Source organism: Acinetobacter bouvetii DSM 14964 = CIP 107468, from assembly GCF_000368865.1.
Lineage (GTDB): Bacteria > Pseudomonadota > Gammaproteobacteria > Pseudomonadales > Moraxellaceae > Acinetobacter > Acinetobacter bouvetii.
The window spans coordinates 804,264-817,878 of record NZ_KB849727.1 but is presented as its reverse complement, the minus strand read 5'-3'; the positions used below and the strand labels follow the sequence as shown (position 1 = coordinate 817,878).

The 13,615-nt window shown below is 45.1% G+C and carries 12 protein-coding genes; 9 read left to right on the top strand and 3 right to left on the bottom strand.

Annotated elements, in window-relative coordinates:
• Window positions 1-276: 276 nt before the first annotated feature.
• Complete coding sequence (locus tag F941_RS10865) at window positions 277-1,077, bottom strand: undecaprenyl-diphosphate phosphatase (RefSeq protein WP_026253346.1); 801 nt, start codon at window positions 1,075-1,077, stop codon at window positions 277-279.
• Between the two features lie 450 nt (window positions 1,078-1,527).
• Here F941_RS10865 and F941_RS10860 point away from each other — a divergent pair, with 450 nt between their 5' ends.
• From F941_RS10860 to F941_RS10830, 7 genes are all read left to right on the top strand, one after another.
• On the top strand, window positions 1,528-2,514 hold the full coding sequence (locus F941_RS10860) for a quinone oxidoreductase family protein (protein ID WP_005011128.1): 987 nt from the start codon (window positions 1,528-1,530) through the stop codon (window positions 2,512-2,514).
• Between the two features lie 13 nt (window positions 2,515-2,527).
• The gene (locus F941_RS10855) at window positions 2,528-3,376 is read left to right on the top strand and encodes a TauD/TfdA dioxygenase family protein (protein WP_005011126.1); all 849 of its coding nucleotides are present in this window, start codon (window positions 2,528-2,530) and stop codon (window positions 3,374-3,376) included.
• A gap of 58 nt (window positions 3,377-3,434) precedes the next feature.
• Window positions 3,435-4,484: a beta-keto acid cleavage family enzyme gene (locus F941_RS10850; RefSeq protein WP_005011125.1), complete on the top strand. Its 1,050-nt coding sequence runs from the start codon at window positions 3,435-3,437 to the stop codon at window positions 4,482-4,484.
• Between the two features lie 130 nt (window positions 4,485-4,614).
• The gene (locus F941_RS10845; protein ID WP_005011119.1) at window positions 4,615-5,958 is read left to right on the top strand and encodes an MFS transporter; all 1,344 of its coding nucleotides are present in this window, start codon (window positions 4,615-4,617) and stop codon (window positions 5,956-5,958) included.
• Window positions 5,955-6,611, top strand: coding sequence for a DsbA family oxidoreductase (locus F941_RS10840; protein ID WP_005011115.1), 657 nt, complete (start codon window positions 5,955-5,957; stop codon window positions 6,609-6,611). Before F941_RS10845 ends, F941_RS10840 begins: the two co-directional genes overlap by 4 nt.
• Entirely contained in the window at window positions 6,608-6,934 is a 327-nt protein-coding gene (locus tag F941_RS10835; protein ID WP_005011112.1) for a Rieske (2Fe-2S) protein, read from the top strand. Before F941_RS10840 ends, F941_RS10835 begins: the two co-directional genes overlap by 4 nt.
• Complete coding sequence (locus tag F941_RS10830; protein WP_005011111.1) at window positions 6,927-7,955, top strand: YeiH family protein; 1,029 nt, start codon at window positions 6,927-6,929, stop codon at window positions 7,953-7,955. The genes F941_RS10835 and F941_RS10830 overlap by 8 nt, the downstream gene beginning before the upstream one ends.
• 138 nt (window positions 7,956-8,093) lie before the next feature.
• Here F941_RS10830 and F941_RS10825 read toward each other — a convergent pair whose 3' ends face one another.
• The gene (locus tag F941_RS10825) at window positions 8,094-9,098 is read right to left on the bottom strand and encodes an AraC family transcriptional regulator (RefSeq protein WP_005011110.1); all 1,005 of its coding nucleotides are present in this window, start codon (window positions 9,096-9,098) and stop codon (window positions 8,094-8,096) included.
• Window positions 9,099-9,421: 323 nt separating this feature from the next.
• Complete coding sequence (locus tag F941_RS10820) at window positions 9,422-10,525, bottom strand: OmpW/AlkL family protein (protein ID WP_005011108.1); 1,104 nt, start codon at window positions 10,523-10,525, stop codon at window positions 9,422-9,424.
• A gap of 345 nt (window positions 10,526-10,870) precedes the next feature.
• On the opposite strand from F941_RS10820, the gene F941_RS10815 reads away from it, so the two are divergent.
• Both F941_RS10815 and F941_RS10810 read left to right on the top strand, forming a co-directional pair.
• Window positions 10,871-11,458 (top strand): RBBP9/YdeN family alpha/beta hydrolase, encoded by a 588-nt coding sequence (locus F941_RS10815; RefSeq protein ID WP_005011106.1) that lies wholly within the window; start codon window positions 10,871-10,873, stop codon window positions 11,456-11,458.
• A gap of 269 nt (window positions 11,459-11,727) precedes the next feature.
• Window positions 11,728-13,563 (top strand): DUF1302 domain-containing protein, encoded by a 1,836-nt coding sequence (locus F941_RS10810; protein WP_005011105.1) that lies wholly within the window; start codon window positions 11,728-11,730, stop codon window positions 13,561-13,563.
• Window positions 13,564-13,615 lie beyond the last annotated feature (52 nt).

Sequence of the window (13,615 nt, the reverse complement as noted above, 5' to 3'; positions counted from 1 at the left end):
CCAATGAATAACCCATACCTAAAATTTATCGTGCACAAAACTGGCCATCTGATAATCGGATTTTGGGCAGCTGTGGAAATATCGCCATCTCGCTTGACAGCAATCCCCAATTCGCATGCACTATTTTATATGAGGTCTATCTGATTCAGCGGAATTATTGAGTAAGGCAATGAGATAGCCGGTGTTCGGCTATCTTTTGCTTTTTTAAACAGCTTTTATATTAAATAGCGGTTAGCTGGCATTTAAATGTGTGCCGCGAAGCCACTCAAAACCCAGCTATAAAAATACAATCAATAAAACCACACCCAATATCACCCGATACCAAGCAAATACTCTTAAGGTATGTTTTTCGACAAATTTAACCAAGGCTTTGACGACAAGCAAGGCCGCAATAAAGGCTGCGGCAAAACCGGCCGCAATATTCATCATATTATCTGAGGATAAGACACTTGCATTTCGGATGAGATCATAGGTGGCTGCGCCCAGCATGGTCGGCATGGCCAGAAAAAAAGAAAATTCTGTAGCCGCTTTGCGCGATAAACCGGAAAGCATGCCGCCAATAATGGTTGCGCCTGAACGGGATGTGCCTGGAATCATGGCCAGGCATTGGGCAAAGCCGACAAGGATGGCTTGCTTGAACGTAATGTCCGTGGCTTCAATGGTTTTAGGTTTAAATTCTTTGGCTTCGACTGCAAAAATAATCAGACCGCCTATGATAAGCGCACAAGCGACGACCAGCGGGCTAAATAAAACCTGCTTAATAAAATCGACAGCGAAGATCCCAATCACAACAGCAGGAAGAAAGGCCAAAAAGACATTAACGGAAAAGCGTCTGGCATGCATATCGCCAGAGAAAAAGCCTTTAAGCAGATCTGCAATTTTTTGCCGATATAGCCAGCACACGGCAAGAATGGCGCCCAGCTGAATAATCACTTCGAAAGCGCGCCCAGAATCCGATTGAAAATCGATAAGGTGGCCAAAAAGGATCAGATGCCCTGTACTCGAAATAGGCAAGAATTCGGTTAAACCTTCAATAAGCCCTAAAAACAAGGCTTTCAGCAGTTCAAGATTGTGCATAAATAAAAGAATGAAAAGATTAAAAATTGGCATCTTTTTTAAGGCATTTTGCATGTTTTATAAATAGGGATAAGACAAATTTTTACGCAAAGTGCTTTATTTTTAATTCTAAGGCCGCGGATGCCAGTCATTTCCGCAAGCAGTGCACTTAGGTCTGAACGGCCTTTATCTGCAGCAATACAGCTTTATGCAATAGAAGGGAAAGAAGCCCATCTTGCGCCAAAGCTAAATGCATCTCTGTTGCGCATCCTCTGTGAATTTCTGAGTGATTAAATTTAAATAAGAAAAATGCTAAATCTTTAATTTGTAATTAGATATACGAAATTAGCAAATAGCTGTGTCGCAAAATGCTAAGCCGGTGTCGTGATATGTAAAGTGGTCTGTCTTCTGAGTGATGTAGTTTTGCTGAATAGCTTATTGGCACTGAATAAAAATCAGCAGGGATAGAAGATGACTTTAAATCAAGCAGTACGGTTCAATGAAGCAGGCGCGCCAGATGTGATGTATCTGGAAAATATTGAAGTCGGTGAACCGGCAGCGGGGCAGGTTCGCGTCCGCCATGTTGCGGTTGGACTGAATTATGCAGATACCTATTTCCGTGACGGCACTTACAAGATTACGCTGCCGAATGGCATGGGGGTAGAAGCTTCGGGAGTTGTCGATGCCGTTGGTGAAGGCGTCAGCAATGTTCAGGTCGGCGACCGTGTCACCTATACGGGTTTTATCAATACGCTTGGCGCATACAGTACAGCAAGATTGGTTGATGCCAATGTACTCATCAAATTGCCGGAAGGCATTTCCTGTGAAACTGCGGCGGCGATGACCATGCGCGGTTTAACTTCAGCTTATTTGATGCGCCGCATTTATGACTTTAAAAAGGGCGATACGATTTTATTGCATGCCGCGGCTGGCGGTGTCGGGCTGATTGTTTCTCAATGGGCAAAACTGCTGGGATTAACCGTCATTGGCACCACGTCTTCAGAAGAAAAAGCCGCGATTGCCCGCGCTCATGGCTGTGATCATGTGATTAATTACAGTCATGAAAATGTGGCTGAACGCGTACGTGAATTGACGAATGGTGTCGGTGTCAATGTGGTGTTTGACAGTGTCGGCAAAGATACCTTTATGTCTTCACTTGACTCTCTTAAACGCCGCGGCTTATTGGTTTGCGTAGGTACAGCCTCTGGGCCAATCCCGGATTTCAATCCGGTTTTGCTGGCCATAAAAGGGTCACTCTTTATTACCCGTCCTGCCTTAGCAGACTACATTGCAGACCCAGCAGAAAAACAGGCACTGGCTGATGAGATATTCGGCCATGTCAGCAGCGGGCGCATCAAGATTGAAATTAATCAGCGTTATGCACTCAAAGATGCAGTTCAGGCACACCGCGATTTAGAAGCGCGTAAAACGACAGGATCATCAATTTTTGTAATTTGAAAAGGATTTTCATATGCAGGTTGAAAAATTAAGCTGCCATATTGGGGCAGAAATAAGCGGCATAAATTTAGCAGATGCGATTCATGATGATGATTTATTTGCAGAAATCCGCAGTAATTTATTGCAGCACCGTGTTGTGTTTTTAAGAGACCAGCATATTACACGTGCAGAACATGTGGCATTTGCGGAACGTTTTGGACAACTGGAAGACCATCCCGCTGTAGGCAGCCATCCGGAACATCCGGGGCTGGTGCAGATTTATAAAAGCCCGGATAGCCCAATCGACCGTTATGAGAATGCCTGGCATAGCGATGCGAGCTGGCGCAAAGTCCCGCCGATGGGGTGTGTCTTGCGCTGTATTGAATGCCCAACTGTCGGCGGCGACACCATGTGGACCAATATGGTGATGGCATATGAAAACTTGCCTGAGCATATTAAAGAAAAAATTGCTGACCTGCGCGCTTATCACAGCATTGAAGCAAGTTTTGGCGCAGCCATGCCTATTGAAAAGCGTCTGGCTTTAAAAGCGCAATTTCCCGATGCAGAACACCGGGTTGTTCGCACCCATCCGGAAACAGGCGAGAAAATTCTGTATGTGAATGCCTTCACCACACATCTGAGTAATTTTCATACCAAAGAACATGTGCGCTATGGACAGGATGCCAATCCCGGCGCATCGGAACTGCTGCGCTATTTGATTACTCAGGCGTATATCCCAGAGTATCAGGTGCGCTGGCGCTGGAAGCCGAACAGTATTGCCATTTGGGACAACCGCAGCACGCAGCATTATGCCGTAATGGACTATCCGGCATGCCACCGCAAAATGGAGCGTGCCGGCATTATCGGCGATGCGACGTACTAAGTTTGCAATAACTCACATTTATTAATTTCACAATTGAAAAAAACATTAGGAGCTGCATATGCAATTCTTTGACGATTCTTTGCACCCGGAAAATATGGAAAAAGTGGTGATTACGGTTGCGCCATATGGCCCGGAATGGATGCCACAGGATTTTCCTGAAGATATTCCTGTCACAATGGAAGAGCAGATTCAAAAAGCCGTGGAATGCTATGACGCTGGGGCTTCTGTGCTGCATTTGCATGTGCGCGAACTGGATGGCAAAGGCTCAAAACGCTTATCAAAATTTAATGAGCTGATTGCAGGGGTGCGTAAAGCTGTACCTGACATGATCATTCAGGTGGGCGGTTCAATTTCTTTTGCGCCTGAAAGTGACGGTGAAGCTGCACTTTGGCTAAGCGATGACACCCGTCATAAATTGGCGGAACTCGATCCGAAACCTGACCAAGTGACTGTTGCCGTCAATACCACGCAAATGAATATTATGGAACTTCTGTATCCTGAGTATTTAAAAGGCACATCTTTAGAGCATCCTGCAATTCAGGCCGCTTATGCAGAAATGACGGTGCCGGCAGGCCCTGAATGGTTAATTGAGCATCTTAAGCGCTTAGCTGCAAATGGCATTCAGCCGCATTTCCAGCTGACGGGCATGCATGGCCTGGAAACCTTGGAGCGGCTGGTGCGCAAAGGCTTATATAAAGGCCCAATGAATATTACTTGGATTGGTATTGGCGGCGGTTTTGATGGCCCTAATCCGTTCAACTTCTTTAATTTCGTTCACCGTGTTCCCGATGGCTGCACCTTGACCTCTGAATCGCTGCTAAAGAATGTTTTGCCGCTGAATACCATTTCAATGGCAATGGGACTGCATGCGCGTGTGGGGAATGAAGACACGATTATTGATCATAAAGGTGAGCGTTTTTCCTCTGTTGAGCAAATCAAGCAAACCGTCCGTATTGCCCATGAATTAGGCCGTGAAGTGGCCAATGGTCAAGAAGCCCGTGAAATTTACCGTATTGGTGTACAGTACGGCAGCATTGAAGAAACATTGCTGGCCAATGGCATGGCGCCAAACCGTAAACCAGGCCAAAAGGGCGTACCGCAGCGCTAGTCAAACTGACTTAAGCAAGAAGGATTTTTGAACTTGTGTCAGCAGAGAACGGAAGAATTAGGCTGCAGATGACTGCGTAATTCTTCCGCCGCTCAATCAAGAAGATAGAATAAAAATACAAGGAGGTTATATGGGTGCACATGAGTATTCTGCTCCTGCGACTGGCATAGATACATCTATCGGCATTCCCCGCCGTTATGCATGGATTGTTTTTGCGCTGACATTTGGCCTGCTGATTTCTGACTATATGTCCCGTCAGGTGCTGAATGCAGTCTTTCCATTGATCAAAAATGAGTGGGCGCTGACGGACAGCCAGCTGGGCTTACTCAGCGGCATTGTGGCCTTGATGGTGGGTTTACTGACATTGCCTTTATCAATTTTGGCAGACCGTTTCGGCAAAGTAAAAAGCTTAACGCTGATGGCCGTGTTGTGGAGTTTAGCCACTTTAGGCTGTGCAATTGCAGAGAGCTATGAACATATGCTGTTTGCCCGTTTTTTAGTTGGTGTAGGTGAGGCGGCTTATGGCAGCGTGGGTATTGCCGTGGTGGTTGCAGTTTTCCCTCGGGATATGCGCGCAACATTAGCCAGCTCATTTATGGCGGGCGGCGTGTTTGGCTCATTTTTAGGCATGGCGCTCGGCGGCGTGCTGGCTGAGCATTTGGGATGGCGCTGGGCATTTGGCGGCATGGCAATATTTGGCCTGATACTGGCACTTTTATATCCAATTTTAGTGAAAGAAAAAAAAATTGGTTCAACTCAGAAAATATTAAATGCAAAGCAAAAAGATCCATCTGCTGCCAATCCGCTCAGAACGATCTATTCAAGCCGGTCTGTGGTCGCAACTTATATTGCCAGCGGCTTACAGCTGTTTGTTGGCGGTACGGTCATTGTTTGGTTCCCCAGCTATCTTAACCGCTATTACGGAATGGCGACGGATAAAGCGGGTGTCATGGCGGCAGTCATTATCTTAAGCAGTGCGGTAGGCACTATTTTGTGCGGCATGTTATGTGACCGTTTAGGTAAAGACCGTCCGGATCGCAAGGTCACACTGGCGATTGCATATTGCCTGCTTGGATGCCTGTTATTGATGATTGCATTTGCTATGCCGGCGGGCCATGCGCAATTAATCATGATTGCTATAGGCATGTTTATCGTCCTTGGCACGAATGGCCCTTCAAGCGCGATGGTTGCGAATTTGACGCATAATTCGGTGCACAGTACGGCATTTGCGACCTTAACATTGGCGAATAACTTCTTAGGTTTGGCTTTGGGGCCTTTAGTGGTGGGCAAGCTTTCAGATGCCATTGGTTTGCACAATGCATTTCAAATCATGCCTGCGATGAGTATTGTGGCGGCGGCGGTATTCTTTTACGCCAAACGCCATTATTTACGCGATGTGGCGCGCTTTCATCTTCAAGTGGCTGCAGAGCAGCATGCATTTCCGAATCAGCCGGCTAAAACAGGTGACCAATGATGCAAGCCAAGATTAGTGTTGAAGTTTTTTTTGATTTTATCTGTCCTTGGTGCTTGATTGGAAAGCGTCAGCTGCACGCTGCGATTGAGAAATTGAAGCAAACCCATCCGCAGATACAAGTGGCGATAAAATGGCGCGGCGTTCAGCTGCTGCCGTCCATCCCTGTGGATGGCATACCGTTTAAAGCATTTTATTTGCAGCGCTTAGGTACGACCACTGCAGTGAGAATGCGGCAGGAGCAAGTGCGCCAGGCGGCTAAAGCGGTCGGTGTGGACATCGACTTTGAACGGATTCCGCGCATGCCGAATACAGCAAAGGCGCATAGCTTGCTCAGCAATGCACTCCAGTTGGCTGCTCCTAGCCAATACGACCTTCTGCTTGAAGGAATCTTTTCCGCTTATTTTCATCATTCTGAAAACATCTCAGATCCTGCTGTATTGCAGAAAATCGCAACGTATTGCGGTTATGCAGAAGCGCCGATTAAAGCGCTTTTGGATGAGCCGAATACCCCGTTTATTTCTGTAAATACCGGTGGAAAGGGCGTTCCTTATTTTGTGTTTGACGGGGCATTCGCTTTGGCTGGCGCACAGCCTGCAGCGATGCTCTATCAGGCCCTGCTTGAAGCATTTGAGGCGCAAGGAGCTGAAGTATGAAGAGTCGTTTTGAAGTGCCCCAAGGGAAAATCCCTGCATCAGGCGGCCGAACTTTTTTGCAGATCGGTGAGCAATCGATTGCGCTCTTTAATGTAGAAAATCAACTGTATGCGATTAATGACAGCTGTCCTCATCAGGGCGCATCGCTATTTAGCGGAAAATTGGACGGCTGCATGATTCAGTGCTGTGCCCATGGCCTGCGTTTTAATCTGGCGGATGGCTGCATGGTGAATTCCAAGCTGCTGAAAGTGGCCACATATGAGGTAGAACAGGCGGGTGAGCAGGTTTGCATTGTGCTGGATTCTGGAACGAAGCATGAATAATTCTAAGCAGATTGAATTAAACGCATCCTTGGCTTTAGGCCAGCGTATTCGAGAACTCGCTCCAGGTTTTTCAGTCAGCCTGGTGGTTGCCGCGGCAGCGACCTTTCTTTCTGAGCACTATACTGCGCCGGTAATGCTGTTCGCACTGCTGCTCGGGATGGGATTAAGCTTTTTAGCCACGGACGGGCCGTGTAAAGCGGGTATTGAGTTTACCGCCCGTACCGTTATGCGCATCGGCATCGCCTTTTTAGGGATGCGGATTACTTTAGAGCAAATTACCGCTTTAGGCTGGCAGCCGATTGTTTTAGTCATCACACTTATTATCGTGACCATTTCTGTATCTGTGATTGCAGCAAAACTGATGGGTTTTCAGCGTTTATTCGGCATGTTGACGGGCGGCGCAACAGCTATTTGCGGCGCTTCAGCGGCACTAGCCTTGTCAGTGGCTTTACCCAATCACCCGCAAAAAGAAAAAGCCACATTGTTTACCGTGATTGGCGTATCCGCACTGTCAACTTTAGCGATGATCATTTACCCGATGATTGCGAAATGGCTGGAGCTGTCGCCGCAAGCCGCCGGTATTTTTTTAGGCGCCACCATTCACGATGTGGCGCAGGTTGTCGGCGCAGGCTACAGTATGTCTACGGAAACAGGGGACACGGCCACAGTTGTCAAGCTGATGCGTGTCGCGATGCTGTTGCCGGTCATTGTTTGCGCTGCTATGATCACCCGGATGAAGGGGGTGGAAAGCACCGGAAAACGTCCGCCGCTGCTGCCTTGGTTTGCAGTCGGTTTTTTATTGCTGGCCTGTATCAACAGCACAGGCTGGGTGCCAGTGATGGTGCAAGGCGGCATCAATGAATTATCACGCTGGTGTTTAGTGATTTCCATCAGTGCATTAGGAATGAAAACTCAATTGAAAGAGCTGGCAACTGTAGGCATAAAACCTATTCTCTTGATGTTGGGCGAAAGTATTTTTCTGGTTTGTCTGGTGTTAGCAGTGATGCATTGGCTATTTTAAAAATGCTCGATTTCATTTTTTAGATTTATTTAGCCAAAAGGCCTTTGTTCAACAAAGGCCTTTTATTTTACAGGATAGTCAACGCTGTTCATGATGTCCAAGATGCTTATTGTTTTTGCGTACAATTCATTTCAGGCATTAAGATGCTTGTTGCCGCCAAGCCGTTGGAGAAATCCCAAACTGGCTGATAAACCAGCGGGTAAATGAGCTTGGCATAGAATAGCCTAAAATGTCTGAGACTTGTCCCAAAGAGTAGTTCATATTTTGCAGATAACGGAAGACTAAAGCCCGACGCACATCGTTGATTAAAATACTAAAACTGGTTTGAGACGCTTCTAATTTGCGCTGTAATGTTCGGACATTGATTCCATGTAAATGTGCTACTTGATCAATCGTGGCACGCCCCATTGGCAGCAATAAATAGATACTTTTACGGATATCAAAAATGATGGAGGATTCATTTTCATTTTGCAGCAGATCAATCTCAAGATAGCGCTTCGCATGATCTGCCATGGCTGTATTGGCTTGTGGGTTGGCTTTATCCAGTTCGGCCGTGGTGCAGACAATGCCATTAAATTCGCTGCCGAACTCTAAAGCACAACCAAAAACACGCTGGTGAATAGCCAAGTTTTGTGGTGCGCTATGGGTGAAATGTACACCCAGAGGACGCCACTTTTGCGAAAGCAACATGGCACAAAAACGATGGGTAACGCCCAAAGCCAATTCAATCGCTTGGCGGCTGTACTCGGTCGATGCGCCAACAACCTCCAAATGAATAATCACCGTATTCCCAGCTTCTTCGATATACATTTCAAGCGCATTGTTAATGAAGTTTCTATACATAACAATGGTTTGTAGTGCGTCACGTAAAGTGTGCTGATAACTTAAGAGCAGGCTCAATTCACCAAAGTCGGCAATCTGACGCTGTTCCGCCATAAGCAGCCCGAATACTTCGCAGCCGCTTATTTCAGCAGATTGTTCTAACAGTGCGATGGCTTTGTCGACAGGGATACGTTGTTTTGGGTCATTGAGCTGCGCAGGATTAAGTCCTGCATTAGAAAGCAAATAATAAGGATTGAAGTTGAATTGCTGGCTAACATTCAAATAATTTTTGAGTACAGCCGTATGGGCAAGTGGAATCACTTTAAGCTCCCTATTTTTACTTCAGTCGTCCTGACTGAACTTATTTCTAAGCAATATCCAGTACTATAAAAGTATCAGTTTTCACACTTAAGTTGTGCGGTTTTTTGATTTAAATAGGCTTTATTTTATCAAGAAACCGTTCAGATTGAAAAATGACTAATTCCTATATCAAATAAGAATTAGCCTTTAAACAAAATGCGGTGACTTGAGTCTCAAACGAGAGTATTTTTCAGAAATTTACTTGGGTGAGCAAGGTGGCCAATCAGGGGTGATAAAAATCTGAATGCGATGTTTCATTTGAGATGTTCAGTATTCTCTACCACTTAGAAACGATAGCCAACCCCGACATAAGTCACTAATGGGTCGAGATCAATCTTGGTGGTGGACTTGATTAATTGCCGGCCTGTAGACGTATCGGTGACCGTGACCGTTGCGACATTATTGAAGTTAGGCATATAGCTGAGTGAACCTGTACTAAACCAACGGTCGGTAAAGTCATAGGTAAAGCCTGCCGTCAGCACAGGTGCTAAGGCATCACTGGTTTTGACTTTTACTTCAGGGGTTGCGGTAGAGCTGCCTTTACCGCCATGCAGTGCTTCACCAGCGCGGCCATTCAAAATATTATCAATCATGTAGCCTGCTTGGATCAGATCTTCTTCGACACCGCTATTGAGCTTTAATTTATTGAAATGACCATATGTAACACCTGCACCAACAAATGGGCGGAACTTATTCTTACCCGAAGTGCCGAAGTGGTATTTTGCTGTGACTGCTGGTGTCCACGCAGTCACTTCAGCCACAGTGCCATGCGCACCAAGATCTGTAATTAAAGTGTCTTTGAGCAGTTCTAAACCATCAAAATATGTGGGTGGTGTGAATGGAGGCAGATGAGATGAATTAGACGTGGATAAAGCCGTTGCGCGAATTTCACCCACACCTTTTACATCAACTTTAGGAGGAATACCACCCACCAACTCTAAAGAGACATTGTCATTAACAAAATAGCTTAAAGTCAGACCCAGTGTGTCAGTATCATCAACTTCCATACCACCTTCGGCAGTATAGTCCGAAATACCCGTGATATCGGCTCTGGCACCATTCATTAGGTTTGCAGGCACTTTATATTCAGGATCTTTTTGACCATTTTTGACAAAAGCGTTAAATAGCAATTTTCCCGTAGAACTTTTCAGATCTCCACCATTTAATGCGTATTTACCAAGATCTGCACCCCATAACGATCCGACACCATAACTGCCACCTTCTTCAACAGCAGTTGTCACGTGGGTGGAGTTGGCCTTCCCCTGAGGCATCACATGCATCCAGCCTGCACTGACTGCCCAGCGTTTAAAGTTTGTAGAATCCGCATAAGCAAAATTTACTGATAATAGGCATGCAAAAGGCACGACTATTTTACAGATTTGACTCATTTTAATTTCCTTTTCATTTGCTATTTTTTTTTATGGTTTCAGCGGATCCTTACTGAAACGCAAACGTATTATTGAGGCAGTTATTTTTTTAAGCAATCGGCAAAAATTGAGGAAAAACATGAAATATGTTGAATAAATAAAACTAAAAATTTAATTAATATTATTAAAATCAAATATTTGAAATGTTTGTGGTGAGTGTTTGAAAATGTTGTAGATTTGATGATTTGTCATCAAATGAAAAGCAAATGTCGCCCTATGTATATCGAATTGGCAACCATCCCTCTATGTTGAATACAACAATGCATTGCATTGCTTAAAAAGCATCAGGCTTAAATAGGTGTATCCATGGAAAAAATATTTACACAGGCAACGGTCCTCATTATTCCGGGTTTGCGCGATCATGTTGCTGCACACTGGCAAACATTGCTTGAGTCGAAACTCGTAAAAGTTCGCGCTGTCCCGCCAGCAGAAACTGACAAATTGAATTGCGCAAACCGTGTCGCACGCATTGAAGCAGAGCTGAAAAAAATTGAAGGGCCGGTTATTTTGGTGGCGCATAGCGCGGGCGTGTTGATGACTGTGCATTGGGCTGCGTTGCATCAGCATGATATTCAAGGGGCATTGCTGGTTACACCACCGGACTTGGCGGAAAGCTGGCCTGAAAATTATCCAAGTCCTGAGATTCTTAGAAGTGAAGGCTGGAGTCCCTTACCGACTCAAAAACTGCCATTTCCAAGCATTGTGGTGGCGAGTACCAATGATCATTTAGCGCAATATCAAGCCGTTGAAGCGATGGCTGAGACGTGGGGTGGTCAGTTAGTTAATGCCGGTGCTGTAGGGCATTTGAACCCAGCTGCAGGGTTTGGCGATTGGCCTCAGGCGGAACAGTTGATTTTGCAGTTGGATGCTTTGGAAATAGAGCAAGTTTCATAGTCGAGATACAGATTTCATCTTGGAATTTCAATCTCAAAAATCAATCCACGCAAATGATCTAAAGACCAATTTAAACATTTTAAAACAGTTAATTTAAGTCCTGAGCCAAAGGATGGCTTTACAGAATAATTAGAGATGTGGAGAGAAAATGTTGAGTTTAAAGAAACACTCTTTGTGGAAGGTGGCGGTGTAATAGCCTGAAATCTTCAGCGCTTGTATTGAAATAAAACACAGTATTTAAAAATAAATCATATCGATATGGAGATGGTATGGTCGGTCAATTTGTGTCTTTAAACAGACAAAATCATCATATTGCATTGATGAAAAAAACGGTTCTTTGTTTAAGCCTAGCTTTGGCAATCTCGGAAGTTTCAGCAGCGAGTCTTGATCTAAATGAGGAATGGAAGCTTGAAACCAAAACCGCACTCAGCTTTGGAACAAACTGGAGTACTCAAGAGGCGTCTAGTTCACTGGTCTATAAACCCGATGCAAACCATATTGGAAAAGAGGGTCATAGCATTGATATCAATGGTGATGATGGTCACGTGAACTTTAATAAAGGCAATGTGATTTCACAAGTGGTGAAAGGTTTTACCGAGCTGAATTTAAAAGGAAAACAGCAGGGTGCAGTGGTCAGCGCGAAGTATTGGTATGACCATGCTTATGAAACAGGTGAAGGCGATTTAAAAGCTTTTGATGATTCGGCGTGGCCACGACTAGCGAAATTTAAGGGCATCGACCTGTGGGATGCCTATGTTTGGAAAAACTTTGCTTTAGATAATGGGCAAAGTGTCAATATGAAACTGGGCAAACATACCTTGCAGTGGGGCAAATCACAGTTCTTCCAAAATGGACTCAATAGTGTCAGTGCTTTTGATTATGCTGCAATGAATCGTCCCGGTGGTGATGCCAGAGAGCGCGTGATTCCAACCGAAATGTTTTCCTTTGAAGCTGGAATCAATGAACATTTAAAATTTGAAGGTTTCTATCAGTTTAAGTTTAGACCGTCTGTGGTGGATGGCTGTGGGACATTCTTTGCCATTTCAGACTTTGTGCCAGAAAATTGCGGACCGATCGTCATTACTGTGATGCCGGGCGATAAACTTACCGATACGGCTTTAGATACCAAATCTTATATTCCACGTAGTGAAAGCCGTTATGCCAAAGACAGCGGACAGTATGGTTTTTCCTTAAAGCAAACGTTGCCCAAGTTGAACAATGCTGAGCTCGGGCTGTATTTTGCAAATTATCACAATCGAACTGCGAATTTTGACGGGACAGCAGTCACTGCAGCAGGGCCAGCAAATTTTAGTACCGCACAGTTTTTCTCGATCTATCCTGAAGACATCAAAATGTATGGACTCAGCTTGGCAGGCAAAGTCGGTACAACCTCAGTGTTTAGTGAGTTAACTCATAAACCCAATCAGCCTTTGCAGTTTAATGGGACAGATATTGTTTATGCACAAGTCTTAGACAAAAATACGCCGCTGACAGATGCGGGAACATCGGCCCAGTTTGGGCAATATTTGCAAGGTTATGCGCGTGCGCCCGTGACCCAGTTTTCACTCGGTGCAGGGAATAGTCTAATAAATGTCCTCGGAGCCAATACCTTTACTTGGGCTGCCGAATTGGCGGTAAATCATATTGGTGAGATTGGAAATCACCGTTTTGGTCGTGTCGGTGCTTTTGGACGTAGCGAGTTGTCATCGGGTGCGTATGATCCAGAAACCAAAGCCAACCAATGTACTCCTTATGGAACAGCACATCTGTCGAATGATGAAATTGACCGTTTAAATGAACGCTTTTGTAATACTGAAGGCTTTTTTACAGAATGGTCATACGGATATCGTTTGCGTGGCGCTTTAGTCTATAAAGATTTGCTGCCTGCAACTGTGATTACCCCGAGTGTGTTGTTCCGTCATGATGTCGATGGCTTTAGCCAAAACTTTCAGGAAGGTCAAATGAGTGTTGCCGCAGCGGTGTCTGCAACATACCGCCAACGATATACTGCAGAAATGGCTTATACCAGTTTCTTTGGTTCAAATGACTTCAGTACCATCGATGACCGAGATTTTGCCTCGCTCGCATTCAAAGTGAATTTTTAAAAAGAGATAGGATGTTTGTTTGCAAGTGAAGATTTGGCTCATCTGAAGCATG

Bases quoted from the DNA above. Each gene is read 5' to 3' on its own strand.
- F941_RS10815 (WP_005011106.1), top strand. From the start codon at position 10,871: ATGGAAAAAATATTTACACAGGCAACGGTCCTCATTATTCCGGGTTTG.
- F941_RS10860 (WP_005011128.1), top strand. From the start codon at position 1,528: ATGACTTTAAATCAAGCAGTACGGTTCAATGAAGCAGGCGCGCCAGAT.
- F941_RS10840 (WP_005011115.1), top strand. From the start codon at position 5,955: ATGATGCAAGCCAAGATTAGTGTTGAAGTTTTTTTTGATTTTATCTGT.
- F941_RS10810 (WP_005011105.1), top strand. From the start codon at position 11,728: ATGGTCGGTCAATTTGTGTCTTTAAACAGACAAAATCATCATATTGCA.
- F941_RS10855 (WP_005011126.1), top strand. From the start codon at position 2,528: ATGCAGGTTGAAAAATTAAGCTGCCATATTGGGGCAGAAATAAGCGGC.
- F941_RS10835 (WP_005011112.1), top strand. From the start codon at position 6,608: ATGAAGAGTCGTTTTGAAGTGCCCCAAGGGAAAATCCCTGCATCAGGC.
- F941_RS10850 (WP_005011125.1), top strand. From the start codon at position 3,435: ATGCAATTCTTTGACGATTCTTTGCACCCGGAAAATATGGAAAAAGTG.
- F941_RS10865 (WP_026253346.1), bottom strand. From the start codon at position 1,077: ATGCACAATCTTGAACTGCTGAAAGCCTTGTTTTTAGGGCTTATTGAA.
- F941_RS10845 (WP_005011119.1), top strand. From the start codon at position 4,615: ATGGGTGCACATGAGTATTCTGCTCCTGCGACTGGCATAGATACATCT.
- F941_RS10830 (WP_005011111.1), top strand. From the start codon at position 6,927: ATGAATAATTCTAAGCAGATTGAATTAAACGCATCCTTGGCTTTAGGC.
- F941_RS10820 (WP_005011108.1), bottom strand. From the start codon at position 10,525: ATGAGTCAAATCTGTAAAATAGTCGTGCCTTTTGCATGCCTATTATCA.